27 protein-coding genes are annotated in these 26,178 nt (G+C 72.8%); 7 read left to right on the plus strand and 20 right to left on the minus strand.

The window, feature by feature from the left end:
* Position 1: 1 nt before the first annotated feature.
* Positions 2-874, plus strand: coding sequence for a tryptophan 2,3-dioxygenase (locus ACU436_RS22190; protein WP_459028228.1), 873 nt, complete (start codon positions 2-4; stop codon positions 872-874).
* The gene (locus ACU436_RS22195; protein WP_459028230.1) at positions 871-2,115 is read left to right on the plus strand and encodes a kynureninase; all 1,245 of its coding nucleotides are present in this window, start codon (positions 871-873) and stop codon (positions 2,113-2,115) included. Before ACU436_RS22190 ends, ACU436_RS22195 begins: the two co-directional genes overlap by 4 nt.
* Here the strand turns inward: ACU436_RS22195 and ACU436_RS22200 are convergent.
* The 5 genes from ACU436_RS22200 to ACU436_RS22220 all read right to left on the minus strand — a co-directional run bounded on the left by ACU436_RS22200 (position 2,112) and on the right by ACU436_RS22220 (position 6,904).
* Positions 2,112-3,119 (minus strand): ABC transporter substrate-binding protein, encoded by a 1,008-nt coding sequence (locus ACU436_RS22200; protein ID WP_459028232.1) that lies wholly within the window; start codon positions 3,117-3,119, stop codon positions 2,112-2,114. The two genes, ACU436_RS22195 and ACU436_RS22200, sit on opposite strands and share 4 nt — an antisense overlap.
* Complete coding sequence (locus ACU436_RS22205; RefSeq protein ID WP_459028235.1) at positions 3,116-3,952, minus strand: ABC transporter permease; 837 nt, start codon at positions 3,950-3,952, stop codon at positions 3,116-3,118. Before ACU436_RS22205 ends, ACU436_RS22200 begins: the two co-directional genes overlap by 4 nt.
* On the minus strand, positions 3,949-4,740 hold the full coding sequence (locus ACU436_RS22210; RefSeq protein WP_459028237.1) for an ABC transporter ATP-binding protein: 792 nt from the start codon (positions 4,738-4,740) through the stop codon (positions 3,949-3,951). Before ACU436_RS22210 ends, ACU436_RS22205 begins: the two co-directional genes overlap by 4 nt.
* A gap of 257 nt (positions 4,741-4,997) precedes the next feature.
* Positions 4,998-5,735, minus strand: a complete 738-nt coding sequence (locus ACU436_RS22215; protein ID WP_459028239.1) for a response regulator — start codon at positions 5,733-5,735, stop codon at positions 4,998-5,000.
* On the minus strand, positions 5,732-6,904 hold the full coding sequence (locus tag ACU436_RS22220; RefSeq protein ID WP_459028241.1) for a sensor histidine kinase: 1,173 nt from the start codon (positions 6,902-6,904) through the stop codon (positions 5,732-5,734). The genes ACU436_RS22215 and ACU436_RS22220 overlap by 4 nt, the downstream gene beginning before the upstream one ends.
* 164 nt (positions 6,905-7,068) lie before the next feature.
* Between ACU436_RS22220 and ACU436_RS22225 the strand changes: the two genes are divergently transcribed.
* Positions 7,069-8,058 carry a hypothetical protein gene (locus tag ACU436_RS22225; RefSeq protein WP_459028243.1) on the plus strand — a complete coding sequence of 330 codons (990 nt, stop codon included), beginning with the start codon at positions 7,069-7,071 and terminating at the stop codon, positions 8,056-8,058.
* 36 nt (positions 8,059-8,094) lie between these two features.
* Positions 8,095-9,504, plus strand: coding sequence for a proline--tRNA ligase (proS, locus tag ACU436_RS22230; RefSeq protein WP_459028245.1), 1,410 nt, complete (start codon positions 8,095-8,097; stop codon positions 9,502-9,504).
* A gap of 10 nt (positions 9,505-9,514) precedes the next feature.
* Here the strand turns inward: proS and ACU436_RS22235 are convergent, their stop codons facing one another.
* From ACU436_RS22235 to ACU436_RS22250, 4 genes are read right to left on the minus strand one after another with little or no spacing between them, the layout of a single operon-like run.
* Positions 9,515-9,748 (minus strand): hypothetical protein, encoded by a 234-nt coding sequence (locus tag ACU436_RS22235; protein ID WP_459028247.1) that lies wholly within the window; start codon positions 9,746-9,748, stop codon positions 9,515-9,517.
* An 8-nt stretch (positions 9,749-9,756) separates the two neighbouring features.
* Positions 9,757-10,992 carry a PP2C family protein-serine/threonine phosphatase gene (locus tag ACU436_RS22240; protein ID WP_459028249.1) on the minus strand — a complete coding sequence of 412 codons (1,236 nt, stop codon included), beginning with the start codon at positions 10,990-10,992 and terminating at the stop codon, positions 9,757-9,759.
* A 38-nt stretch (positions 10,993-11,030) separates the two neighbouring features.
* Entirely contained in the window at positions 11,031-11,633 is a 603-nt protein-coding gene (locus ACU436_RS22245; RefSeq protein ID WP_459028251.1) for a dihydrofolate reductase family protein, read from the minus strand.
* Positions 11,634-11,691: 58 nt separating this feature from the next.
* On the minus strand, positions 11,692-12,291 hold the full coding sequence (locus ACU436_RS22250; protein ID WP_459028253.1) for a TetR/AcrR family transcriptional regulator: 600 nt from the start codon (positions 12,289-12,291) through the stop codon (positions 11,692-11,694).
* 58 nt (positions 12,292-12,349) lie between these two features.
* Here ACU436_RS22250 and ACU436_RS22255 point away from each other — a divergent pair, with 58 nt between their 5' ends.
* Together ACU436_RS22255 and ACU436_RS22260 are read left to right on the plus strand one after the other, a co-directional pair.
* A complete protein-coding gene (locus ACU436_RS22255; protein WP_459028255.1) occupies positions 12,350-13,165 on the plus strand; it encodes an alpha/beta fold hydrolase in 816 nt (271 codons plus the stop codon).
* A 95-nt stretch (positions 13,166-13,260) separates the two neighbouring features.
* Entirely contained in the window at positions 13,261-13,644 is a 384-nt protein-coding gene (locus tag ACU436_RS22260) for a hypothetical protein (protein WP_459029078.1), read from the plus strand.
* Between the two features lie 6 nt (positions 13,645-13,650).
* Here ACU436_RS22260 and ACU436_RS22265 read toward each other — a convergent pair whose 3' ends face one another.
* Positions 13,651-14,544, minus strand: a complete 894-nt coding sequence (locus ACU436_RS22265; RefSeq protein ID WP_459028257.1) for an RNA polymerase sigma-70 factor — start codon at positions 14,542-14,544, stop codon at positions 13,651-13,653.
* 172 nt (positions 14,545-14,716) lie between these two features.
* Here ACU436_RS22265 and ACU436_RS22270 point away from each other — a divergent pair, with 172 nt between their 5' ends.
* A complete protein-coding gene (locus ACU436_RS22270; protein WP_459028259.1) occupies positions 14,717-15,202 on the plus strand; it encodes a carboxymuconolactone decarboxylase family protein in 486 nt (161 codons plus the stop codon).
* A 9-nt stretch (positions 15,203-15,211) separates the two neighbouring features.
* On the opposite strand, the gene ACU436_RS22275 is transcribed toward ACU436_RS22270, so the two are convergent.
* The 10 genes from ACU436_RS22275 to ACU436_RS22320 are packed head-to-tail and all read right to left on the minus strand — an operon-like array spanning position 15,212 to position 26,175.
* Positions 15,212-16,063 carry a TIGR03560 family F420-dependent LLM class oxidoreductase gene (locus ACU436_RS22275; protein WP_459028260.1) on the minus strand — a complete coding sequence of 284 codons (852 nt, stop codon included), beginning with the start codon at positions 16,061-16,063 and terminating at the stop codon, positions 15,212-15,214.
* Between the two features lie 41 nt (positions 16,064-16,104).
* Positions 16,105-17,856, minus strand: a complete 1,752-nt coding sequence (locus ACU436_RS22280) for an acetyl/propionyl/methylcrotonyl-CoA carboxylase subunit alpha (protein WP_459028261.1) — start codon at positions 17,854-17,856, stop codon at positions 16,105-16,107.
* Between the two features lie 20 nt (positions 17,857-17,876).
* A complete protein-coding gene (locus ACU436_RS22285) occupies positions 17,877-18,791 on the minus strand; it encodes an LLM class flavin-dependent oxidoreductase (RefSeq protein WP_459028263.1) in 915 nt (304 codons plus the stop codon).
* Positions 18,776-19,615 (minus strand): HpcH/HpaI aldolase/citrate lyase family protein, encoded by an 840-nt coding sequence (locus tag ACU436_RS22290; protein WP_459028265.1) that lies wholly within the window; start codon positions 19,613-19,615, stop codon positions 18,776-18,778. The genes ACU436_RS22285 and ACU436_RS22290 overlap by 16 nt, the downstream gene beginning before the upstream one ends.
* Complete coding sequence (locus ACU436_RS22295) at positions 19,612-20,055, minus strand: MaoC/PaaZ C-terminal domain-containing protein (RefSeq protein WP_459028267.1); 444 nt, start codon at positions 20,053-20,055, stop codon at positions 19,612-19,614. The genes ACU436_RS22290 and ACU436_RS22295 overlap by 4 nt, the downstream gene beginning before the upstream one ends.
* The gene (locus tag ACU436_RS22300) at positions 20,052-21,377 is read right to left on the minus strand and encodes an MFS transporter (protein WP_459028269.1); all 1,326 of its coding nucleotides are present in this window, start codon (positions 21,375-21,377) and stop codon (positions 20,052-20,054) included. Before ACU436_RS22300 ends, ACU436_RS22295 begins: the two co-directional genes overlap by 4 nt.
* Positions 21,374-21,865 carry a MaoC family dehydratase gene (locus ACU436_RS22305; protein WP_459028271.1) on the minus strand — a complete coding sequence of 164 codons (492 nt, stop codon included), beginning with the start codon at positions 21,863-21,865 and terminating at the stop codon, positions 21,374-21,376. The genes ACU436_RS22300 and ACU436_RS22305 overlap by 4 nt, the downstream gene beginning before the upstream one ends.
* A complete protein-coding gene (locus tag ACU436_RS22310; protein ID WP_459028272.1) occupies positions 21,862-22,662 on the minus strand; it encodes an enoyl-CoA hydratase/isomerase family protein in 801 nt (266 codons plus the stop codon). Before ACU436_RS22310 ends, ACU436_RS22305 begins: the two co-directional genes overlap by 4 nt.
* Positions 22,659-24,233, minus strand: a complete 1,575-nt coding sequence (locus tag ACU436_RS22315) for an AMP-binding protein (RefSeq protein WP_459028273.1) — start codon at positions 24,231-24,233, stop codon at positions 22,659-22,661. Before ACU436_RS22315 ends, ACU436_RS22310 begins: the two co-directional genes overlap by 4 nt.
* A 13-nt stretch (positions 24,234-24,246) precedes the next feature.
* Positions 24,247-26,175, minus strand: coding sequence for an AMP-binding protein (locus ACU436_RS22320; protein ID WP_459028275.1), 1,929 nt, complete (start codon positions 26,173-26,175; stop codon positions 24,247-24,249).
* Between the last annotated feature and the right edge of the window lie 3 nt (positions 26,176-26,178).

Raw genomic sequence — 26,178 nt, forward strand, 5'->3', positions numbered from 1 at the left:
GGTGACGGCGAACGGCGGGAACCTGCGCCCCATCGAGGAGGACGTGGTCCGGGAGTTCGGTGGCACCGCGGAGTTGGTCAACCTGTCCTACGGGGCCTACCTGCACCTGGACGAGCTGCTGTCGGCGCAGCACCCGGTGAGCGTGCCGGTGCACCACGACGAGCTGCTGTTCATCGCGGCGCACCAGACCTCCGAGCTGTGGCTGAAGCTGGTGCTGCACGAGCTGCGGGCGGTGCGCGACCGGCTGCGGGCCGACGAGCTCCGCCCCGCGCTCAAGGGCCTGGCCCGGGTCAAGCACATCCAGCGGCAGCTGACGGAGCAGTGGTCGGTGCTGGCCACGCTCACACCGTCGGAGTACGCCGAGTTCCGCCGGTTCCTGGGCACGTCTTCGGGGTTCCAGTCCTACCAGTACCGGGCCGTGGAGTTCATCCTCGGCAACAAGAACCCGGCAATGATCAAGTTGTTCGAGCACGACGAGTCCGCGCGGGAGCTGCTGCAGACGCTGCTGGGCGAGCCCACCGTCTACGACGAGTTCCTGCACCACCTGCACCGGCACGGGCACGCGGTGCCCGAGCAGCTGCTGGGCCGGGACGTCGCGCAGCCGTACGCGTTCACCGCGGAGCTGGTGCCGGTGTTCCGCCGGATCTACGAGCACTCGCGGGAGTTCTGGGAGGCGTACGAGACCTGTGAGGAGCTGGTCGACCTGGAGGAGAACTTCCAGCTGTGGCGCTTCCGCCACCTCAAGACCGTGGAGCGCACGATCGGCACGGTGCGCGGCACCGGCGGTTCCAGCGGGGTCGCGTTCCTGCGCGCCGCGCTGGATCTCACCTTCTTCCCCGAGCTGTTCGCCGTCCGGACGGAGATCCAGGCGTGACGGCCACCCGCACGTGGGCCGAACGCGCCGCCGAGCTGGACGCCGCCGACCCCCTTGGCGCGCTGCGCGCCCGGTTCCTGCCCGCGCCCGACGTGGTCGCGTACCTGGACGGCAACTCGCTCGGCCGGCCGGTGGCCGACGCCGGGGACCGGTTGGGCGAGTTCGTGCACCACGCGTGGGGCCGGCGGCTGATCCGCGGTTGGACCGAGGACGGGCCGGACGGGCCGTGGATGGACTGGCCGCAGCGGGTCGGGGACCGCATCGCCGGCCTCGCCCTGGGCGCCGGCCCCGGCCAGACCGTGCTCGGCGACTCCACCACGGTGCTGCTCTACAAGCTGGCCCGCGCCGCGGTCGACGCGGCCGCGGTCGCCGACCCGGCCCGGCGGGTGATCGTCGCGTTCGACGACGACTTCCCCACCGACCGCTACGTCGTGGAGGGCGTCGCCGCCGAGCGCGGCGGCAGCGTGCGCTGGCTGCAGGCCGACATCGCCGAAGGCGTCACCCCCGAACAGGTCGCCGACGCCGCGGGCCCGGACACGGCGCTGGTGCTGCTGTCGCACGTCGCCTACCGCTCCGGGTGGATCGCCGACGCCCCCGCGATCACCGCCGCCGCCCACGGGGCCGGCGCCTACGTCCTGCTCGACCTGTGCCATTCCGTCGGGTCCGTCGAGCTGGCGCTCGACGCGTGGGGCGTCGACGTCGCGGTGGGCTGCACCTACAAATTCCTGAACGGCGGGCCGGGTTCGCCCGCGTTCGGTTACGTCCGCCGCGATCTGCACGACCGGCTGCACCAGCCGATCCAGGGGTGGATGGGCCGCGCGGACCCGTTCACCATGGGCCCCGGCTACGTCCCCGCGGCCGGGATCCGGCACGTCGTGTCCGGCACCCCGCCCGTGCTCGCCGCGGTTCCGCTGCTCGCCTCCCTGGACCTGCTGGAGGAGGCCGGGATCGCCGCGGTCCGCGCGAAGTCCGTGGCGATCACCGGGTTCGCGCTCGACCTCGTCGACGAATGGCTCGTCCCGCACGGCGTCGAGCTGATCTCACCCCGCGACCCCCAGCGGCGCGGCGGGCACGTCACGATCCGCCGGCCCGGGTTCCGCGAGGTCGTCGAACGGCTCTGGGCCCGCGGCGTGCTCCCCGACTACCGCGAGCCCGACGCCATCCGGATCGGGCCGGCGCCGCTGTCCACCTCGTTCACCGAGGTGCACGACGGGCTCGCCGTGCTGCGCGATCTCCTCTAGTGCGCGACGTGGTCGGCGAAGGTCGAGTCGACGTACTGCTGCGGCGGGGTCGGAGTGTCGTACTCGAGCGCCCCCACCTGCATCCACATCCGTTCCATCGCCGCGAGCTGGTCGGGTAGCGGCGCCAGGTTCGGCAGCCACGCGTAGAGCGGCACCGACTTGACCTGCTCGGGGGTCTGGCCGGTCGCGTCCCCGATGATCTTCAGGTTCTCGTCCGAGTAGCGGGCGTCGCCCTGCAGGTCGCGGGCGCCGCGGGCCAGCGCGTCGAAGAACTTCTGCGCGACCGGCGTCTTCGCGAACTCGCCGCCGTACAGGATGCCGGTGCCGGACGTCCCCTCCGGGGTGGTCCAGATCTTCGTCGCGATGCCGTCGGCCACGGCCTGGTTCCAGAACGGGGCCGAGACGAATGCGGCGTCGATGCCGCCGGTCTTCAGGCCGGTCGGGATGTCCGGGCTGCTGAGCTGCACGAACTGCACGTCCTTGATCGTCAGCCCGGCTTCCTCCAGCGCCATCCCGACGTAGAAGGCGCTCGTCGCGCCCGCCCCGCCGAGGGCGCCGATCTTGTGCCCCTTCAGGTCGGCGACCGAGCGGATGGTCCCGTTGTCGACGAGCGGCTTGGACACGACCAGGGCGGAGGCCGGGTTCTCGGTGTCGGCGTCGGCCACCCCCATCGAGCCCACGACCCGGACGTCGAGACCGGACTGGATGGCGCTGAACATGCCGGCGGAGAACCCGGCGAGAACGGCGTCCAGCTTGCCGCTGGCGGCGAGGGGGATCGCGTCCTGTCCGGACTTGACGTTCTGGATGTTCACGGTGAGGCCGGCTTCTTTGAAGTAGCCCTTCGCGTCCGCGACGTAGAGCGGCGCGAAGATCGGCAGCTGCACCACGCCGACGTCGACCGTGCTGTCCTCGGCGCCGTCACCGCCACCGGCCGAACCGCCGCCGCACCCCGCCAGGGCCAGGCCGAGCACCAGCGCCGTGGCCAGGACTGCTCGTCTCCTCATGTGTTCCTCCCCTTCCTGCGTGGACCGCCGGCGTACCGCCACGGGAGCACCACCCGTTCCAGGGCGATGACGAGCCCGGTGACCAGGGCACCGATGACCGACACCGTGATGAGCCCGACGAACATCGTCTGCGGCTGGAACAGCTGCCACGAGTTCCAGATGAGGTAGCCGAGCCCGTTGTTCGACGCGACGAACTCGACGGCCGTCACGACGATCACGGCCATCCCGGCCGACACCCGCAGCCCGGTGAGGATCGACGGCGTGGCCCCCGGCAGGAGCACGTACCGGAAGAGCCGCCAGCCCGACGCCCGGTAGGCGCGGGCGGCCTCCAGGATCCGGGCGTCGATCTGCATGATGCCGGCGAGGGTGTTGATCTGGACGACGAAGAAGACCGAGATCGCCACGGAGAGCACCTTGGGCGTCTCGGTGAGACCGAAGATCAGCAGCAGCAGCGGGAGGATCGCGATCTTCGGCAGCGCGTACAGCGCCGTGAACGTCGGGCCCAGCGCTGCGCGGACCGGGCGCCAGACGCCCATCAGCAGCCCGACGACGATCCCGGCGACGGCCCCCAGCACGAGCCCGGCGGCGAGCCGCGCCACCGTGGCTCCGATGTGGATCCACAGGTCACCGCCGACGATCATCTCCCACCCGCGGACGAGGATCTGCGACGGCGGGGTGAACAGCCTGCGGTCGAGCGCTCCGGTCAGGGCCGCGACCTCCCACGCCAGCAGCAGGACGACCGGCGTGGCGACGGCCAACCCGGTGTCCCGCAGCCGCAGCCGCCGGTGGCGGCGGTACTCCCGCTCGACGGCGTCGTCCAGGGTGGGTGTCATGACAGCCTCAGCGAGGCCTGCACCTCGTCGCGCAGCGACTCCCAGATCTCCTGCCGCATCCGCGCGAACTCCGGCGCGGACTCGACCTCGATGCTGCGCGGCCTCCCGAACGGGACCTCCAGGACGTCCTTGATGCGGCCCGGGCGTGCCGACATGACCACGACGCGGTCCCCGAGCAGCAACGCCTCCTCGATCGAGTGGGTCACCAGCACGACGGTCTTGCGCTCGGCCTCCCACAGGCCGACGAGCTGCTCCTGCATGAGGGTGCGGGTCTGCGCGTCGAGGGCGCCCAGCGGCTCGTCCATCAGCAGCGACGGTGATCCCGTCGAGAACGCTCGCGCGATCGCGATGCGCTGCCGCATACCGCCCGACAGCTGGTGGGGGTAGGCGTCCTCGAAGCCGGTGAGGCCGACCTCGGCGATCCAGTGGCGGGCGTGCTCCTCGCGCTCCCGCCTCCCGACCGACGCCATCTGCTCGCCGAACGCGACGTTCTGCAGAACCGTGAACCACGGGAACACCCCGTGCTCCTGGAACACGAACGCGGAGCGAGGCACCCGCCCCTCCGGGAGGTGGTTGTCCACCTCGCCCGCGGTCGGGGTCTCGAGCTCCCCGAGGATGCGCAGGAGCGTCGACTTCCCGCACCCGGACGGGCCGACGATGCAGGTGAACGACCCCGTGGTCAGGCTCAGCGTGATGTCGTCCAGCGCCTGCACCGGGCTCTTGCCGACGAAGATCTTCGACACCCCGGTGACGACGAAGGCGTCCTCGTGCGTCGGCGCTGATGTCATGCGGCGGTCCTGTGGGCGATCGGGTGTGCGGAGTGTGCGGCAATCGGGTGTGGACGTTGCCACGACCGGTTCAGCATTGCAGTAGGGTCACGCGCGGTCGGAGGCAGGCTCCGACCACTCCGGCGGGGGGACTGCCATGAACCACATCGTGCGGAACCGCACACGCAGAGCGATCGTCGGCGCGGCCCTGCTCGTCGGGAGCGTGGCCGCCCTCGTCGGTTCGGCGCACCTCGCGGATCAGGCGCAGCTGCGGCCGGTCACGACGGTGGCGGCGGCCGGGACGGACCCGGGCGACCCGGTGGGTACGTGCTGGTACACCCGGGCCTGCTCGGAGTGACGAGGCCGCTCTCGTAGGCCGTGATCACCGCGTGCACGCGGTCGCGGAGGTCGAGCTTCATGAAGATCCGCCCCACGTGGGTCTTCACGGTGACCTCGCTGACGTGCAGGCGCTCCGCGATCTCGGTGTTCGTCAGGCCGTGTGCGATGTGGACGAGCACCTCCGTCTCGCGCGGCGTGAGCCGGGACACCACCTCCGGGGCGGCCGAGCCCTGCTCGGGCCGCGCGGCGAACTCGGCGAGCAGGTCACGGGCGACGGCCGGTTGGAGCCAGGCATCGCCCGCGGCGACGGCGCGGGTGGCGGCGAGGAGGTCGGCGGGCGCCGAGTCCTTGAGCAGGAACCCCGACGCCCCGGCGCGCAACGCCTCGTGCACGGTGCGGTCGACGTGGTACGTGGTGAGGATCAGGACCTTCACCGGCTGGTCGGCGTCGCCCGCGAAGGTGTCGGCCGTGATGCGCCGGGTGGCCTCCACCCCGTCCATCACCGGCATCCGGACGTCCATGATCACGACGTTGGGCTGCAGGAGCCGGGCCCGCTCGACGGCCTCGCTGCCGTCGGCGGCCTCGGCGACGATCTCGACGTCCGGCTCGGCGTCGAGCAGCATCGCCAGCCCGCTGCGCACGAGCGGCTGGTCGTCCGCGACGATCACGCGGATCACGCCGGCACCGGAGCGCTCACCGGCAGCGTGGCGGCGACGCGGAACCCGCCGTCGGGCAGCGGGCCCGCGGTGAAGCGGCCACCGATGGCGACCACGCGCTCGCGGAGACCCATCAGGCCGTAGCCGGATGGGTGCGGCGGCGGCTCCGGGGGTCGCGCCGGCGCGTCGTTCGTGATCGAGAGCTCCAGCTCGTCGCCGGCCCACCGCAGCTCGACGAGCGTGGGCACGCCCACGCCGGCGTGCTTCACGACGTTGGTGAGGGCCTCCTGCACGGTGCGGTACGCGGACAGGTCCGCGCCCAGGTCCAGCGGCCGTGGCCGGCCGTGCCGGACGACGCGGACCGGCAGCCCGGCGGCGAGCACGCGCTGGACGAGCGGGTCGAGCTCGTCCAGCCCGACCCGCGGCTGCGTCTCGGCGTCGTCCGCGGGCTGCCCGTCCACGCGCAGGACACCGAGCATCCGACGCAGCTCGACCAGGGCCTGGGTGCCGGCGCCCTCGATGTCGGCGAGGGCCTGCGCGGCGCGGTCCTGCTTGCCGGCGGCGAGTACGCGTCGAGCGCCCGCGGCCTGCAGGGTCATCACCCCGACGGAGTGGGAGACGATGTCGTGCAGGTCGCGCGCGATCCGGGTGCGCTCGGCCGTGAGGGCCTCCTGCGCCTCGCGTCGGCGTTGCACCTCGAGCACGTCGAGCCGTTCGTGGTGGGCCCGGGCCCACCGGCCGAGGCTCCACGCACCGGCGTTCACCAGCGAGAGCAGCGTCAACGACGCGGCCAGCACGGAGATCACCAGCGCGGGCGGCGCCCCGGCCACCTCGCCCGCGACCAGGATCACCGTCGGCACGAGGCTGAGTCCCAGCGCCCAGTTCCCGGCTGCGCGCGAGGAGCCGCTCGCCACGGTGAACAGGGCGATCACCAGCCCGACGACCGGACCGTACGACGGGATCGCGACCGCCGCGATCACGGCGTGCAGCCACAGCACACCGAACACCACGACGGGTGCCCGGCGGCGCCAGAACAGGGCGACGAAACCGGCGACCGCGTACCCGGCGACCCAGGCCGGGAACTCCTCGGGACCGGAGAGGATCTTGGAGAACCCGACCAGGTCGAGCGCGCATCCGCCCACCACGACGAGCAGGTCGCGCCAACGGGCCCGGCTCGGGGTAGACGTCATGATCGCATCATTTCGCACCGGGAGCCTGCTGGTCGTCCGCCCCTGGGACGACGACCCGCGTCCGCCCACGGGTGGATGCGCGATCGCGTTGATCATTAGATTCTGCGCGCCGTCGTGATCGACGCACCCGGCGCGGCCGAGTACAGCAGACGTGGGGGGAACCCGTGAAGTTCTTGCATCGATGTGCCGCCGTGCTCGCGGCGGTCACCGTGGTGGCCGGGAGCACCGCCTTCGAGGCCCAGGCCGCCACGGCCGCGAAGTCCGCGTCCTTCGGCCCGACCGTCATCACCGACATCCCGAAGTCCCCGCCCGAGGGTGAGCAGGCGAGCCAGAAGGTCGTCCCGCTGGGGACGATCGAGACCTCGATCCCGGCCGGCAGGACGGCCTACATCTACTCCACCGTCGATGCCTACGACGCCGACGACGTCAACCTCATCGACAACGAGGTCCGGTGCTCGGGTGCCGGGAGGTCGAGCGTCGTCATGGGGGAGAACGTGTTCCCCCGCACCAGTGCCTCTCCCCTGCGCAAGATCACGGTCGTCACGCGCTTCCTGGTGACGGCGAGGACGTCCGGGGTGCTCTCGTGCACCCAGTACCTGCGCACGGGGTCGACATCGCCCAACGTCTCCCGGGAGACGGTGAAGGGCGAGCTGCGGTTCGCCTCCGAGGACGTCACCGGCGACGTGAACGGCGTGGCGCTCCAGCGATCCCTGAAGGAGGCCACCCCGCCCGTGACGTCCTCGGTCGCGGCCCCCGTCCTCAGCGGCAAGATCCCGGCCGGGCCGAAGCAGCTGGCCGTCATCGCCGACGTGGAGTTCCACCGCTGCAGCACCACGTCGAAGTGCACCGTCCGGGCCCGCTTCGCGCTGACCGTGACGACGTCGGGTGGCGCGAACTGCCCCTCCGCCCCCGTCGCGCAGATCGAACGGACCCTGCAGCGCGGCGTCAACCACGTCGCGGTTCCGCTCTACACCAAGTTCCCGGTCAAGCCCGGCTGCACCGACTTCCAGGCCAAGGTGACCACGACCCATCTGGCGGGAGACCCCGGCACCGTCGGCGGCCCGGCGTCGGGCCTCTGCGATGCGACCGGCCGGAACAACTGCGAGAACAGCCACGAGTCCGGGATGACCCACATCTTCGTCGTCCCGACGTAGCCGATAAGCGATTGCCTGCGCGGCTACGTTCTCCACGTGGCAAAGGCCGTACTCACCCCGCAGGCGGAGAACTTCCCCGCCTGGTACCAGGACATCGTTGCTCGCGCCGAACTGGCCGACAACGGCCCGGCGCGCGGGACCATGGTCATCCGACCGTGGGGGTACGCGATCTGGGAGCTCATGCAGGCCGACATGGACCGGCGGATCAAGGCGACCGGTGCGCAGAACGCCGCCTTCCCCATGTTCATCCCCATGAGCTTCCTGGAGAAGGAGAAGCAGCACGTCGAGGGCTTCTCCCCGGAGCTGGCCGTGGTCACCCACGGCGGCGGGGAGGAGCTCGCCGAACCGCTGGTGGTGCGGCCCACCTCGGAGACGGTGATCAACCACTACTTCGCGAAGTGGGTGCAGTCCCACCGGGACCTGCCGCTGATGATCAACCTCTGGAACAACGTGGTCCGCTGGGAGCTTCGGCCGCGGGTGTTCCTGCGCACCACCGAGTTCCTCTGGCAGGAGGGTCACACCGTCCACGCCACCGTGGAGGACGCGGTCGAGGAGACCGCGCGCATGCTGGAGGTCTACCGGCGGTTCATGGAGGAGACGCTCGCGATCTCGGTCGCCGTGGGCGAGAAGTCGCCGGGCGAGCGGTTCGCGGGCGCCGACCACACCTTCACCTGCGAGGCGCTGATGCGCGACGGCAAGGCGCTGCAGATGGGCACCAGCCACGACCTGGGCCACAACTTCGCGCGCGCCTTCGGCATCCAGTACCTGGACGCGGCGGGCGAGCGCCGCCACGCCGCCACCACGTCCTGGGGCACGTCCACCAGGATGATCGGCGGGACGATCATGGTCCACGGCGACGACCACGGGCTGCGCCTGCCGCCGGCGATCGCGCCGCACCAGGTGGTGGTCATGCAGCTGGGCGAGGACGGCGAGGCCGCCCGGCGGATCGAGGCGGAGCTGCGTGCCGCGGGCGTCCGCGCGCACGTCGACGCGCGCACCCACACCTCGTTCGGCCGCCGCTCCGTGGACTGGGAGCTGAAGGGCGTCCCCGTCCGGATCGAGCTCGGCGCGCGCGAGCTGGCGGCGGGCGAGGCCACCGTGGTGCGCCGCGACGACCGCAGCAAGAGCAAGGTCCCGCTGGACGGCGCCGTGCGCGCGGTCACCGACCTGCTCGACGAGATCCAGGACGTGCTGTTCGCGCAGTCCCGGGCGTTCCGCGAGGAGCACACCCACCCGGTCACCGACTTCGACGAGTTCGCGCGGCGCGTCGACGACGGGGGCCTGTTCCTGGCCGCCTGGTCCGGCACCGAGGAGTCGGAGAAGGCACTCGGTGAGCGCACCAGCGCCTCGATCCGCTGCATCGTCGACGCCGCCCCACCGGCACCGACCTGCCTGATCAGCGGCCTGCCCGCCGAGCACGCCGTGCTGATCGGCCGGGCCTACTGACCGGAGCGGGTCAGTCGCCCGGATCCTCGCGCAGCATCAGCACCGTCCGCAGCACGTACTCGACGGCCGACTCGAACGTGCCGCCCCGCAGCTCGTCGCGGGCGGCGAGGTTCCGCGACGCGAACTCGAGGGCCTGCTCCGGGCCGACCCGGTGGACGACCATCGCGGCGACATCCTCGAGATCGAGGCCGGGATGGTCGAGGCGGACCAGCGCGAACTCGACGACCAGCTCGTCAACCGTCACGGGGTCGCTCACCCGGTCAGCGGCTCGGCGCTACCCGCCGGCAACCGCGACAGCATCAGCACGGCGACGTCGTCGTCGGCCTGCTCGCTGCCGAGCAGCTCGAACATCACCTTTCCGCAGACCGCGTCGGCCGGCCCCGGGCAGAGGGCCGTGCAGAGCCGGCCTATCCCCACGTCCGGGGAGAGACCCCGCCGTTCGACGAGGCCGTCGGTGTAGAGGAAGAGGCCGTGGCCGGGGGCCAGCGAGATCGGCGTGGCGCGCCGCCGGCGCGTGGGGTCGACGCCGAGCGGCAGGTCCGGTGGCAGGTCCACCACCACGCCGGGGGTGGCGGGGGAGGTCGAGACGGGTGGCGGATGGCCGGCGCACGACGCGAGCAGTTTGTCGTGGGACGGGGCTATGACCGCGCACAGCGCGGTGGCCATGACGCCGGGCTCGAAGTACCGGACGTGCGCGTCGAGGCGCGTGAGCAGCTCGGCCGGGTCGTCGGTCTGCAGCGCGTAGGCGCGCAGGGCCGTGCGGATCCGGCCCATCGCGACGGCCGCCGCGATGCCGCGACCGGCCACGTCCCCGACGACGACGTAGACGTGGCCCGACGGAACGTCGAAGACGTCGTACCAGTCGCCCCCGACGTCTCCGCCGCCGCCCGGCACGTAGCGCGTGGCGAACTCCAGGCCCGGTACCTCCGGGAGCCTCGCCGGCAGGAGGCTGCGCTGCAGCGTCGCCGCGGCCGCCCGCGACACCTGGATCTGCCTCGCCTGGATGGCGAGGGCCACGCGGTCGCCCGCGAGCTGGAGGAGCACCGCGTCCTCGTGCGTGAACAGCCGGGAGTGCAGGCTCCCGACGTGCAGCACGCCGATCACCTCGCCGGCGGACAGGAGCGGGACGCCGAGCAGCGAGTGGATCCCCTTCTCCCGCAGGATCGGGTTGAGGACGTTCGAGTGGTCGACCGTCTCGAGGATCACCGGCTCCCTCTCCGCGGCGATCCGCCCGGCGAACCCCTTGCCGAGCGGGATCCGGACGCCCTGGCGCACCTCCTCCTCGATGCCGCGCGCGGCCGTCGCCACGAGGTACTGCTCGGAGAGGTCGAGCAGGAGCACGGCGGCGGTGTCGACGTCGAGGAGGTCGCGCACCCGCTCGAGCAGCTCGGCGAGCATCTCCTCGACCCCGAGCTCGTCGAGCGCCGTGTCCGTCACCGCTTCGATGCGACGGAGCCGCTCGCGCGGAATGTGGGCTTCCGTCGCCATGGACGGAGACTATCCCCACCGGGGTCTCCGATGACCGCTCAAACCTGGCCCTTGACCTCGTCGTAGCCGACCTTCCCCGGCGCTTCGGCCGGCGCGTAGATCACGCGGATCACGCCCGTCGGGAACGCCTCCGTCGCCGTCACCGTGAGGTGGTACGGCGCGTCGCCGTCGTCGAACAGCTTGCGCCCCTTGCGGGCCGCCACCGGGTGCACCAGCAGGCGGAGCTCGTCGACGAGGCCCGCGGCGAGCAGCTGTTGCACGACGGAGATCGAGCCGGGGATGAGGACGCCCTTGACGCCGGCGTCCGCCTTGAGCGCGGCGACGGACTCGACGAGGTCGCCCGCGACCAGCTCGGAGTTGCGCCACGAGAACTCGAGCGGCTGGCGCGAGACGACGACCTTGCGCATGTCGCCGAGCTGCTTGGCGAGTGGTGCGTCGTCCTCGCCCGCCTGCTCGCGGTCGGGCCAGGCCCCGGCGAAGCTGTCGTAGGTCTCACGGCCGATGAGCAGCACGTCGGAGGTCGCGTAGTCCTCGGTGACGGCGCGGCCCATGTTCTCGTCGAAGTAGGGGAAATGCCAGTCGGGGTCGATCTCGGCCACGCCGTCGGCCGAGATGAACAGGGTGGAGATGACCTTCGCCATCGCGGTGTCCCTTCGCATCGGGTGTTGTCGGTGGGTAGACCGGCGCGCTGCCGAAACCTCATCGGTCCGGCGGGCGAGCGCGCAACCCTCCGACGAGCGCGAGCAGCGCGGGCTCCACCTGGCCGCGCATGGCGGCGGGGTCCTCGGCGTTGGCGATCAGCAGCGCGGCCTCACCGAGCGCCCCGATGACGAGGTGGGCCAGGGGCCGCGCGTCCTGCCGCGCGATCGCGCCCGCGTCCATGGCGCCGTTCAACGCGGCGGTCACCAGCCCGAGCCCGTGGCGCTCGTCGATCTCGCGCCACTCCGCCCAGCCGAGCACGGTCGGCGCGTCGACCAGCGTGACCCGGGCGCGCCTCGGGTCGGTGCACGAGTCGAGGAACGCGCGCACACCGGCGTCGAGCAGCGCCTCGGCGTCCGTGACGTCGCCGAGCCGGGAGGCGATCTCGGCGACGAGCTCCTCCTCCAGCTGCTCGTGCACGGCCCGGAACAGGTCGCGCTTGCCCTGGAAGTGGTGGTAGAGCGCGCCGCGGGTGAGCCCGGCGCGCGCAACGATCTCCTCGGTGCCCACGGCGCCGTACCCGCGATCGGCGAACAGCTCGCGGGCCACGCGCAGCAGCTCGCGCCGCGTCTCGTCGGCACGCTCGTCCCTTGTTGACATACCGGCTGTATGTTAGCGTCCAGGTTCAGATACAGGTTGTATGTGAATGGAGTCCGCCATGCCGCAGGTGCAGCTGACCCAGGGCACGATCCACTACCGCGACAGCGGCTCGGGCCCCGTCGTCCTCCTCGTGCACGGGCTGCTCGTGAACGGCTCGCTGTGGGAACGGGTGGTGCCGCTGCTGGCCGGGGACTTCCGGGTCGTGGTCCCGGACCTGCCGCTCGGCTCGCACCCCGAGGCGATGCACCCCGACGCCGACCTCTCGCCCGCCGGGGTCGCCCGCCTGATCGCCGACTTCATGGACGCGCTCGAGCTGGCCGACGTCACCCTCGTCGGCAACGACACCGGCGGGGCGATCTGTCAGATCGTGGCGGCCGACCATCCCAAGCGCCTCGCCCGGCTCGTCCTCACCAACTGCGACGCCTACGAGAACTTCCTCCCGCCCGCGTTCCGGCCCCTGCAGCTGCTGCCGCGGATCCCCGGGGGCATGTCCCTCGCAGCACGCGCCATGGGCGTGTCCGTGAGCCGACGGGTGTTCGGGCTGCTCGCGGCCACGCCGATCCCGCGCCCGATGGTCGAGGACTGGGTGCAGCCGTTGCGCCGCGACGCCGGCATCCGGCGGGACGTCGGCAAGGTGCTGCGCGGCATCACCACCCGCGAGACGATGCGCGCGATCGCGGTACTGCGCCGGTTCGACCGCCCGACGCTGCTCGTCTGGGGCCGGGACGACCCGTTCTTCAAGGCCAGCCACCCCGAACGGCTCGCGACGGACATCCCGGACGCGCGGCTGGTGTGGGTCGAGGGCGCCAAGACGTTCGTGCCGCTCGACGCGCCCGACCGGCTCGCCGAGCTGGTCCGGAGCCCGAACCCCTGATGTGACGCGGCTGGTACCCGGGATCCGGGCGGCCGCACCCGGGAGCACGCCAGACTGTGTTCGTGCTTCCCGCCGCAGTGTTCATCTGGCTCGGCATGGTGCTGGCCATCTCGTTCCTCGAAGCGCCACTCAAGTTCCGCGCGCCCGGCATCACGGTGCGCCTGGGCCTCGGCATCGGGCGCATCGTGTTCACCGCGCTCAACCGCGTCGAGCTCGCCCTGCTCGCCGTGGTCGCCATCGCCCTGGCCGTCGGTCCACGAACGCCCGCGCTCGTCGGGCCGGGCGTCGCCGTGGCCGTGGTGCTGGGAGTGCAGCTCGGGCTGCTGCGACCGGCCCTGAACCGCCGCTCGGACCGGGTGCTCGCCGGTGATGACGCCGACGCGGAGCCGCCGCGCTCGCGCGGTCACCTGGTCTACGTCGCGCTCGAGATCGTGAAGGTCGTCCTGCTCGCGGTGCTCGGCGCCATCGCGCTCGCCTGAGGACGCTCAGCGGCGCAGCGCGGTCTCGCTCTGCATGCGCGACAGCTTCTCGGGGTTGCGCACGGCGTAGAGCCCCGTGATGAGGCCGTCGTCGATGCGCAGCGCCAAGACGGTGTCGAGCTCGCCGTCGAGCTGGACGATCAGCGCCGGGAAGCCGTTGACCTGGGCCGGGTGCAGGGACAGCGCGTCGGCCACCCGCCCCATCCCGGTGATCGTCAGGCGGGCCACCTTGTCGGCCCCCACGACGGGCCGCAGGACGGCCTGCTTGAGCCCGCCGCCGTCGCCGACCAGCACGACGTCCGGTGCGAGGACGTCGAGCAGGCGTTGCACGTCACCCGTCTCGATCGCCTGCCGGAAGGCCTCGAGCGCCTCGCCGGCCTCGGCCGGGGAGATGACACCGCGCGGGCGGCGTGCGGCGACGTGGGCCCGTGCCCGGTGCGCGATCTGGCGGACCGCGGCCGGGTTCTTGTCGACGGCTTCCGCGATCTCGTCGTAGCCCAGGTCGAACACGTCGCGCAGCACGAACACCGCCCGCTCGGTCGGTGCGAGCGTCTCCAGCACCAGCAGCATCGCCATCGAGACGCTGTCGGCCAGCTCGACGTCGTCGGCGACGTCGGGCGCGGTGAGCAACGGCTCGGGCAGCCAGGAGCCGACGTAGGACTCCTTGCGCCGGCCGAGCGTGCGCAGCCGGGTGAGCGCCTGCCGGGTGGTGATCCGGACCAGGTAGGCCCGGTGGTCCTGCACGGTGTCGAGGTCGACGCCCGCCCACCGCAGCCACGTCTCCTGGAGGACGTCCTCCGCGTCCGCGGCCGAGCCGAGCATCTCGTAGGCCACGGTGAACAGCAGGTTGCGGTGGGTGAGGAACGCCTCGGTGGCGCGATCCGGGCGGCTGCCGGCCATGGATGGCTCCTGTTCCTCTGGACTGCCTCCCCACCAGACGCCGGGCACCGCCGTTCTGTGACACCGGGAAGCGTATGGCGCACGTCACGCGGCCACGCCGTCACAGGGACCGGCGAGCCGGCATCTCGTGGTCGTCAGTGCAACACACAGGACCACGAGTGAGGACCACGTGATGGAACCCCGTATCGACATGCTCGGCAACGAGGTCGCCGCCAAGTTCGGCAAGCGGTTCGCCAACGCGAGCCTCGTCATCCACGACTCGGCGCTGCCGAAGTCCACCCAGGAGCTGGTGTCGCTGCGCGCGAGCCAGATCAACGGCTGCGGCTGGTGCGTCGACATGCACACCAAGGAGCTCGCCGCCGCCGGCGAGGCCCCGGTCCGGATCAACCTGGTGGCCGCCTGGCGCGAGGCCACCGTGTTCACCGAGGCCGAGCAGGCCGCGCTCGCGCTCGCCGAGGAGGGCACCCGCCTCGCCGACGCCCACCAGGGCGTCTCGGACGAGACCTGGGCCCAGGTGCGCAAGCACTACGACGACGACCAGATCGCCGCGCTGGTCTGCCTGGTCGGCCTGATCAACGCGGCCAACCGGATGGCCGTCATCGCGCACCAGAAGGGCGGCTCCTACGAGCCCGGCATGTTCGCGAGCATGACGAGCTGACACGGAGGTTCAGGCCAGCGGCGTCACCGCCTCGGCGAGCGGGCGGAGGATCTCCGGCGTGGTGTCCAGCGGGAGGTTGAGCACGATCAGGTCGACGCCGGCCGCGGTGAAGTCGGCGATCTGCCCGAGCGCACCCCCGATGGCCTGCTCCGCCGGGACGTCGCCCTCGATGCGGACGTTGACCGAGCAGGTGATCTCGGCGGGGTCGCGCCCGACCTCGGCGCAGCGGGTGCGGAGCGTTTCCTTCAGCGGTCGCCACTCGGCCGCGGTGGGGACGATCACGTTCCACTCCTGCGCCCAGCGGGCCACGGCGCCGAGCGTCCGGCGCGGCCCGCGCCCGCCGATCGTGATCGGCGGGTGCGGCCGCTGCACCGGCTTGGGCTCGCAGCGGGCGTCGGTCAGCGTGACGTACTTGCCCTCGAACGTCGTGACGGGGTCGCGCAGCAGCCCGATCATCGCCTCGACGCCCTCGTCGAACCGGTCGAACCGCTCCCGCAGCGGTGGCAGCGGGATCCCGTACGCGTCGCACTCCTGCTGGTTCCAGCCGGCGCCCACGCCCAGGATCAGCCGGCCGTCCGAGATGATGTCGACGGTGGCGGCCATGTTCGCGAGCACCGCGGGATGGCGGTAGATCATGCCGGTGACCTGGCAACCGATCCGGATCCTGCGGGTGGCCTGGGCCAGCGCGGCGAGCGTGGTCCACCCCTCCAGGTTGGACCCGGCGAGGTCGCCGCTGAGCGGGTAGAAGTGGTCCCAGTTCCACGCCGACTCGAAGACGTCGAACTCGTCGGCGGCCACCCAGACGTCCCGCATCCGTTCCCAGGTCGTGTGCTCGGGCCGCGTCTTGATCGCGAAGCGCATACGGCGACCGTAGCCCGCGGGGCCGCGCAGGAGGAGTGGCTCTACGACGCGGAGATCTGGCAGATCACGGTTCCGCGGGTCACGGTGTCGCCGACGGCCACGGCGAGCCCGGCCACGACGCCCGCGCGGTGGGCGAGCACGGGGTTCTCCATCTTCATCGCCTCGAGGACGGCAACGAGGTCACCCTCCGCCACCTCCTGCCCCTCCCGGACGGCCACCTGCACGATCGTGCCCTGCATCGGCGCGGCGACGGCGTTCCCGGAGACGGTGGGCGTCGCGGCGCTGCGCAGCGCGGCCGCCTCCCGCCGGATCGTCTCGCCCCGCTCGCCGAGCGCGGCGAGGCCGGGCACCCGCAGCGTCAGCACCTGCCGCCCCACCCGGACCGGCAGCGCGTCCGGTGCCGGCTGCGCCGCCGGATCCGTCCACGGCTCGACGACACCGTCGAACTCCGTCTCGATCCAGCGGTTGTGCACCGCGAACCGGCCGGCGAAGTCCGGGTGCTCGACGACCTGCCGGTAGAACGGCACCGGCGTCGGCACCCCCTCCACCCGCACCTCGGCGAGCGCCCGGCGAGCCCGGTGCAACGCCTCGTCCCGGTCGGCCCCGCTCACCACGAGCTTGGCGAACATCGAGTCGAAGCGACCGTCGACCGGGTCCCCCGCCTCGACGCCCGCGTCGACCCGGACGCCCGGGCCGGCCGGCATCCGGAAGGTGGTGACCGTGCCGGGCACGGGCACGAATCCGCGCCCGGCGTCCTCGCTCGTGAGCCGGAACTCGACGGCGTGCCCCCGCGGCTCGGGGTCGGCGTCGGTGAGCAGCTTGGCGCCCGCTGCGATGCGGAACTGCTCGGCGACGATGTCGATCCCCGTGGTCTCCTCGGTGACCGGGTGCTCGACCTGCAGCCGGGTGTTGACCTCGAGGAACGAGATCAGCCCGTCCGCGCCCACCAGGTACTCCACCGTGCCCGCCCCGCTGTAGCCGGCAGCGCGGCAGATCTCCTTCGCCGACCCGTGGATCACGCGCCGCTGCTCCGGTGTGAGGAACGGTGCGGGCGCCTCTTCGACGAGCTTCTGGTTGCGCCGCTGCAGCGAGCAGTCGCGGGTTCCGAGGACCACGACGGTGCCGTAGCCGTCGGCGAGCACCTGCGCCTCGACGTGGCGGGCGCGGTCGAGGAAGCGCTCGAGGAAGCACTCCCCCCGGCCGAAGGCCGCCGTCGCCTCCCGCGTGGCCGACGCGAACAGCTCCGGGATCGACGCGGCGTCGCGCACGACCTTGAGGCCGCGGCCACCGCCGCCGAACGCGGCCTTGATCACGAGCGGCAGGCCGTGCGTGCGCGCGAACGCCTCGATCTCGGCGACGTCGCGCACCGGGTCGGCGGTACCGGGCGCGAGCGGGGCCCCGACGGAACGCGCGATCCGCCGCGCGGTGACCTTGTCGCCCAGGTCGCGGATGGTGGCGGGCGGCGGGCCGACCCACCCGAGCCCGGCGTCCAGCACCGCCTGCGCGAAGTCCGCGTTCTCGGCGAGGAACCCGTAGCCCGGGTGGACGGAGTCGGCGCCTGCGGCGACCGCGGCCCCGACGACCGCGTCGATGTCCAGGTAGGCCGACGCGCCGGCCAGCGCGACCACCTCGTCGGCGAGCCGCGTGTGCAGCGCCCCGCGGTCGGGCTCGGTGTGCACGGCCACGCTGCGCAGGCCGGCGTCGCGCGCGGCCCTGATCACGCGGACGGCGATCTCGCCGCGGTTCGCGACCAGCACCTTCCGCAGCGGGTTGATCGGTTCATCGGACAGCACCTGCGTCTGCTTCCCCCTCGTCACGCCGTGCCCAGGGCGGGCGCGACCTCGTGTATGAACATCTGCGCCGCCCGCTCCAGCCCGTCGTCCGGGACGGCGGGGGCGAAGAGCACGGTCCCGGCGCCCGCCTCCGCGTACTCGGACAGGCGTGCGGCGACCTGCGCCGGCGTTCCGGCCGGGACGTAGCGGTCGGCGAGCGGGCCGAAGTCCTGCCGGTAGATCCGCGAGAGGACCGCGAGCGCGGTGCGCCGCGCGGCGACCCCGTCGGCGCCGACGCCCGCCCAGCAGAACAGCGCTCCGTGCACGGCCCGCGCCGGCCGCCCGGCCACCACGGCTTCGGCACGCACCTGCTCCAGGCTCTCGCCGAACCGCCGCGGGTCGACCATGTAGGGCATCCACACGTCGGCGAACCGCCCGGCCCGCCGGATCGCCGCCCGCTGCCGGCCACCGACCCAGATCGGCAGGTGGTGACGCGGCGGCGGGTCGAGCGCCAGCCCGTCCAGCCTCCAGAACTCCCCGTCGTGGTGCACCGGCTCCCCGGAGAAGAGCCGGGTGAGCAGGGCGAGCGCCTCGTCGGCACGCGCGCCGCGCTCGGCCGGGTCGACACCGCACACGAGCAGCTCCGGCGGGAACTCGCCCCCGACCCCCACGCCGAGCTCGAAGCGCCCACCGCTGATCCCGTCGAGCGTGGCCGCCATCTTGGCGGCGAGCGGAGCCGGGTACACCGGCAGCACGGTGGCCGCGCTGAGCAGGCCGATCCGGCTCGTGGCCCCCGCGGCGGCAGCGAGCGCGACGAACGCGTTGGTCGTCGGGACGTGGAAGAACACGTGCTCGCCGCACGCGACGAGGTCGTAGCCGAGCTCCTCGGCCCGCCGGGCGAGCGGCACGACCCGCGCGAGGTCGAGCTGCGGCGGGAGCATCAGGCCGAACCGCACGCGCGCTCCCCCGCTGCTGCGAGCACCCGCCATGCCATCGTCACGTGGACGGCGTCGACCATCTCGCCGTCCACGACCCCGACGCCCTGTTCCGCGGCGTCCATGACGGCGCGGGCGTGCTCGACCTCGGCCGCGGACGGCGTGAACACCTCGTGCGCGATCGCGGCCTGCAGCGGGTGCAGGCAGATCTTGCCGCGGTAGCCGATGTCGCGGCCCTGCTCGGCGTCGGCGCGGAACGCGTCCGCGTCGCGGACGGCGATCACCGCCTGGTCGAGCGCGAGCACGCCCGCGAGGTGCGCGGCGAGGCACACGGCGCTGCGCGCGAAGAGCACCTCGGCGCCCGCGGCCGTGCGCCTGCCCCCGATGTCGGCGGCGTAGTCCTCGGCGCCGAAGTAGGCGGCGTCGGGGCGTTGGGCGAGCAGCGGGCGCGCGTCCGCGACGCCGCGCGCGGTCTCCAGGCCGACGACGATCCGCGCGCCGGCGGGTAGCGCCGCCCACACCGCGGCGAGCTGGTCGGCGCGCTCGTACTTGGGCAGCACCACCCCGTCGATCGCGCCGGCCACGCCGGTGGCCGCGGCGGCGGCGAGGTCGGCCTCGTGCCACGGTGTGCCGGGCGGGTTGACCCGCAGCAGGACGATCCCCGCGTCCGGGCGCCCCGCGGTGAGGGCGTCCACGGCGGCCCGGCGGGCGGTGTCCTTCGCCTTCGGCGCGACGGCGTCCTCCAGGTCGACGACCACCGCGTCCGGGCGGGCTCGCCCGACCTTCGGGAGCAGGTCGGGTCGCCCGCCCGGCACGAACAGGAGGCTGCGCAGCCGTGCGATCACGCCGCGCCCTCGCGCACCACGAGGCACTTCAGCGTCGCGATGAGCACCTCGTCGCCGTGCTGGTTGCGCACGACGAACCGCGAGGTGACGACCCCGGCGTCGGGCCCGCGCGGGGTGATCGCGAGGACCTCGGTCTCGACGTGCAGCGTGTCGCCGATGTGGGTCGGCGCCACGAACCGCAGCTGGTCGATCCCGTAGAACGCCTTCATCGCCGCGGGCCGGAGCTCCACGAGTCCCAGCGCCACCGAGATGACGAGGGCCCCGTGGGCGATCCGCTGCCCGAACCGCGCGTCGGCCGCGGCGAACTCGACGTCGGTGTGGATCGGGTGCCAGTCGCCGGTGAACATCGCGAACGAGACCAGGTCGGTCTCGGTGATCGTCCGTGCGCGGCTGACGTGCCGATCTCCGACGGCGATGCGGTCGAGGTACTGCGTGATCATGCGGGCGCCCCGTCCACGTCCGCCCGGCGCAGCTCGTCCATGTCCGCGCCGCCGCGGGAGAGGTCGCGCTGCGACACCGCCGCCACGCACACCAGCGAGAGGACGGACAGCACGGCGATGTACACGGCGACCGCCATCGACGTGTCCCAGGACGCGACGAGCGCCGTGGCGATGATCGGGGTGATCGCCCCGCCGAGCAGCACGCCGAGCTGGAAGGACACCGTCGAGGCGCTGAACCGGACGGTCGCGTCGAACAGCTCCGTGATGAACGTGGCCTGCGGCCCGTAGGACACCGAGAAGACGATCGCGCCGATCACGTAGGCGAGCACGAGCAGCACCGGGTCACCGCTGTCGATGGCCATGAACGTCGGGAAGATCCAGACCGTCATCGCGGCCAGCCCGGCGATGATCAGCGTGCGCCGGCCGCGGCGCTGGGCCACCGCCCCGAAATAGGGCATCGCGACCACCGCCACCACGGCCGACACCAGCACGGCGACGAGCATCGCGTTGCCCGTCTGCACCTGCGCCGACTTCGCGTACGACAGGGCGTAGGTGTTGACGCCGTAGAAGTAGGCCCCCGTACTGATCATCGAACCGGTGGCGAACAGCACCTGGCGCGGGTACCGGCGCACGGCCTCGACCAGCGGCATCCGCGCGGCCCGCCGGTTGCGCTTGATCTCCTCGAACACCGGGGTGTCCCTGATCGTGAAGCGGACGTAGAGCCCGACCCCGACGAGCACGATGCTCACGAGGAACGGCAGCCGCCAGCCCCAGGACAGGAAGGCCTCCTCGGGGAGCTGCGAGACGAGGAAGAACGCGGTGGTGGCGAGGAACAGCCCGGCGGGCACCCCGACCTGCGGGAGGCTGCCGAAGAACCCGCGCCGGGCCGGGCTCGCGTGCTCGACGGCGGTGAGCACCGCGCCGCCCCACTCGCCGCCGACGCCGAATCCCTGCACGAGCCGCAGCAGGACCAGCAGGACGGGGGCGGCGACGCCGATCGTCTCGTACGTCGGCAGGAGGCCCATGAGGAACGTGGCGACGCCCATCATCGACAGCGAGAGCACCAGCATCTGCTTGCGGCCGATGCGGTCGCCGAAGTGACCGAGCACGATCCCGCCGAGGGGGCGCGCGAGGAACCCGACGGCGAACGTGCTGAACGCGAGGAGGGTCGAGGCCACCGGGTCGCCGCCGGGGAAGTACAGCGGGCCGAGCACGAGCGCGGCGGCCGACCCGTAGAGGATGAAGTCGTACCACTCGATGGTCGTGCCGATGAGGACCGAGGCGGCCACGCGGCGCATCGGTGCGGGGGCGGGGGTCGTCATGGCTGCTCCGACGGGGTGGGGGACGGCCTGCGGTGCATGAGCCCGGTGCGGCGGGCCCGGCAGACGAGCTCGTCGCGCTGGTTGCGGGCGCGGTGTTCGAAGACGACGAGCCCGGCGGCGGGGCGCGAGCGCGACGGGCGGGCCGAGACGACCTCGGTCTCCACGCGGATCGTGTCGCCGGGGAACACCGGCTCGGGGAACGACACCTCGTCGATGCCGAGCTGCGCGATGATCGTGCCCAGCGTCAGCTCCGGCACCGAGAGCCCGACGACGAGCGCCACGGTGAACATGCTGTTCACCAGCGGCCGGCCGAACTCGGTTCCCGCCGCGTAGTCGGCGTCGAGGTGCAGCGGTGCCGGGTTCATGGTCATCGTCGTGAAGAGCACGTTGTCGGTCTCGGTCACCGTGCGCCGGGTGGCGTGGTGGACGACCGTGCCGACCTCGAGCTCCTCGAACCAGCGGCCGGTGACCGGCCGGGTGCTCGTCATCGTGTCTCCAGGTGCTGCGGGTGGCTGGGGAACTGCGGGGCGCGACCGGCGCGGAACGCGGCGAGGCCTTCCGCCGCGTCGGGCGAGGTCATCAGGTGCCGGACGAGCGCGGTGCGCTCGGCGGCGAGGGCGGCTTGCGTGGCGACCGGGGCGGCCGCGCGGTACATCCGTTTCATCCCGGCGAGCGCGTCACGGCCGTGCCGGGAGAGCCGGGCGACGAGCGCGTCGACGGTCGCGTCGAGGTCCGCGGCGGGGGCGACGTGGCTGGCGAGCCCCCACTCGGCCGCGGTCGCACCGTCGATCATCTCGCCGGTGTAGAGCAGCCTGCGGGCCCGCATCGGGGGCAGGGCGAGGGGCAGGCGGACCGAGCCGCCCGCGCCGGGCAGGAGCCCGTACTGCAGGTGCCGGTCGCCGATGCGCGCGTCCTCGGCGACGACGGCCAGGTCGCAGGCCAGGAGGATCTCGCAGCCGCCTGCGAGCGCGTACTCGGCGACCACCGCGACGGACACGAACGGCGCCGCCTCGATCCGGTCCAGGACGGCGCCGATCGACGCGATGTAGCGGGTGATCGCGGCCTCGTCGCCGAGGAGGGTCTGCAGGTGCGGTAGGTCCGCACCCGCGGAGAGCGTCCCGCCGGCCCCGCGCAGCACGAACACCGAGCAGCCCGCGGCGAGAACCGCGTCGACGGCGGAGTCGAGTCCGTGGAGCACGGCCGGGCTCAGCGCGTTCTTCGCTCCGGGCCGGTCGATCAGCACCCGGGCGACGGCGCCGTCGATCTCGGTGACCACCGGGCTCACGGGCGCCGCACCGTGACGCCGGCCTTCTCGCGGTCCCACAGCTCGCCCAGCCGCTCGCGCGCCGACACGGCGAGCTTGTACTTCTCGATCTTCTCGCTCGGCGTCTTCGGCAGCCCGGCCACGGCCTCCAGGTAGCGGGGCACCATGTAGTAGGCCATGTGCTCGGCGCAGAACCCGACGAGCTCGGCGTAGTCCACGTCGACGCCCGGGGCCGGCACGACGTAGGCCATCACCTCGTCCTCGCCCAGCTCGGAGGGCACCGGCACGGCCGCGGCCTCGACGACGTCGGGGTGGCGGCAGAGCACGGTCTCCACCTCGAACGCGGAGATGTTCTCGCCGCGGCGGCGGATCGCCTCCTTCTTGCGGTCGGCGAAGAAGAGGTAGCCGTCCTCGTCGAGGTGGCCTCGGTCGCCGGTGTGGAACCACAGGTCACGGGTGGCGGCGACGGTGGCCTCGGCCATCTCGTAGTAGCCGAGCATGATGCTGCCGCGCTCGTTCGGGCGGATGCAGATCTCCCCGACCTCGCCCGGCGGCAGCGGGCACCGGTCGTCGTCGACGATCTGGACGTCCATGTAGTCGCGCACCCGCCCGGCCGACGACGCCTTGCCCGGCGGGTCATCGGGCCCGAACACCGTCACGGCGGTGTTCTCCGTCATCGCGTACACCGAGGTGACGCCGATGCCGTAGCGCTCCCGCCAGGTCTCGACGAGCTCGCGCGAGTTCGGCACCATCATCGCCGTCCGGACGCGGTGCTCGCGGTCGCGCGGCGAGGGCGGCTGCTGCCAGATGATGTTCGCCATCGCGCCGAGCGCGTTGAAGACGGTGGCCCCGGACTCGCGGATCTCGTCCCAGAAGCGGCGCGCGGAGAACGCGGGCGAGAGCGCCACGGCCGCGTCCGCCCACAGCGCCGCGTAGACGGTGAACCACAGCGCGTTCGCGTGGAAGAGCGGCAGGCACGTGTAGAGCACGTCCTCGGGGCCGTAGCCCGACAGCGACGCCATCCGCAGCCCGACGCCGTGGCCCTGCGAGTGCGGGCACACCACGCCCTTCGACGGCCCGGTGGTGCCGGACGTGTACATGATCAGGTGCGGGTCGTCGTGGCGGACGTCGGCCAGCTCCGGCGGGTCCTGCGACGGCAGCGCGGCGAACGTGGCGAGGTGGTCGGGCCCGAGCACCTCGCGGACGCCCGCCACCTGCGCCACGGCCGGGTCGACGCGGTCGCGGTAACCGTCCTCGGCGACGAGGAGCACCGAGTCGGACTGGTCGAGCAGGTAGCCGAGCAGGTCGCCCTTCGCAGCGGTGTTGATCGGCACGGCGACGGCCCCGAGCTTGCCCAGTCCCCAGAGCGCCCACAGCATCTCGGGACGGTTCGGGAGCATGAGCGCCACGTGGTCGCCGCGCTCGATCCCGGCCCGCCGGAAGCCTTCGGCGTAGGAGTTGGTGACGGCGTGGACGTCGGCGTACGTCCAGCGCTGGCCGAGGTGGATGAGGAAGGTCCGGTCCCCGACCGTCCGGGCCTTGTCGGCGAGGATCCGGCCGATCGTCCGGTCCTCGAGGGCGTAGTGCCGCACGGCGCGTCCCCTCTCAGCTCCGCACGGCGGCCGCGACGACGTCGAGCGCGGCGGGGTCCTCCATCGCGCTCGTGTCGCCGGTGGGCCTGCCGTGCACGACGAGGTCGCGCAGCAGCCTGCGCATGATCTTGCCGGTCCGGGTCTTGGGCATCGCCGCCGTCACGTGGACGGCGTCCAGCCGGGCGTAGCCGCCCATCTCGGCCACGACGTGGCGGCCGATGTCCGCCCCGGCGGAGCCGGCGTCGACGTCGCCGCGCAGCGTCACGAACGCGATCGGGACCGTGCCCTTCGTGTCGTGCGGGATGCCGACGACGGCGGCCTCGACCACCGCGGGGTGCGCGGTGACCACCGCCTCGATCTCCATGGTCGACATGCGGTGCGCCGCCACGTTGATCACGTCGTCGGCGCGGCCGAGCACCCACAGCTGCCCGTCGTCGTCGAGCACGGCCTCGTCGTGCGTGGCGTAGCGCCCGGGGAAGCGGGAGAAGTAGGTGGCGAGGTAGCGGTCGTGGTCGTCCCACACCGTGCGGGCGAGCGTCGGGAACGGCGCGGTGAGGACGAGGTTGCCCTTCACCCCCGGCGGAACCGGGCGGCCGTCGTCGTCGACGATCTCGAAGGTGTGCCCGGGCACCGGGGTGCCCACCGAGCCCGCCTTCAGCGGCTCCACCCCGTACACCGGGTAGGTCCACGTCGACCCGGTCTCGGTCTGCCCGTACGCGTTGACGACCGGGACGTCGAAGGTGCTGCTCGTCCACTCGAAGGTGTCGGCGTCCAGGGGCTCACCCTGCATCGTGATGAGCTTCAGGCCGGGCAGCGGGTGCGTGGTGGCGAGCTCGTCGCCGAACTTGCGCAGCATCCGGGCGAGCGTCGGGGCGGCGAGCACCTTCGTCACCCGGTGCCGCTCGCAGATCGTGTAGAAGCGGGCGGGCGTCGGGGTGTCGAGGGCGCCCTCGAAGCAGGCGATCGTCATCCCGCAGGCGAGACCGCCGACGACGGCCTGGATCGGGAAGGTCAGCCAGCCGACGTCGGCCGCCACCCAGTAGACGTCGCCCGGCTCGTACCCGACCTGCCAGTGCGCGTTCGCCCAGGTCCCGAGGAGGAACCCGCCGACGCTGTGCACCACGCCCTTGGGCCTGGACTCGGTGCCGCTGGTGAAGATGAGGAACGACGGGTCGTTGGCGTCGAGCGGCACGGCCGGGGTACCCGCGGCGCCGCGCTCCAGCACGTCGGACCAGGCGTGCTCGCCGGCTTCGAGCGCCGCCGCGTCCCCGGTGCGGTCGACCACCACCGTCGCGCGCACCGACGGCGCCCGCTTCCGGGCGGCGCGCAGCGTCTCCAGCAGCTCGATGCGCCGCCCCCGCCGGTAGCTCGCGTCGGCGACGATCACGACCGAGGCGCGCGCGGCCTGCAGCCGGGAGGCGACCGCCTCCTCGCCGAACCCGGAGAACAGCACCGTGTAGATCGCGCCTATCCGGTTGCACGCGTGGATCGCGGTGAACGCCTCGACGAGGTTCGGCATGTAGATGCCGACGACGTCGCCCCGGGCCACGCCCAGCGCCAGCAGCCCCGCGGCGAGCCGGGACACGTCGTCGGCGAGGTCGGCGTAGGTCACCGTCCGGACGTCACCCGGCTCGCCCTCCCACACGACGGCCACGCGATCCCGCGTGGCCGGGTCCTCCGCCCAGCGGTCGACGCAGTTGTCGGCGACGTTGATCCGGCCGCCCTCGAAGTAGCGGAAGCTCTCCAGGCCGCCGGATCGAACGGTGTGCCAGGGCGTGGACCAGCGCTGCTGTCCCGCGACCCACTCCCAGTAGGCGTCCGCGTCGGGGAACGCCCGCGCGGCGCGCAGCGCCTCGGCGCGCTCGGGGACGACCCACTCGGGGCGCAGCGGCGAAAGCGGGCGGTCGATCAGCTGGCTGAGGCTGTCGGTCGGGCCGGACATCGT

It is taken from the genome of Pseudonocardia wallangbongensis (genome assembly GCF_054486945.1).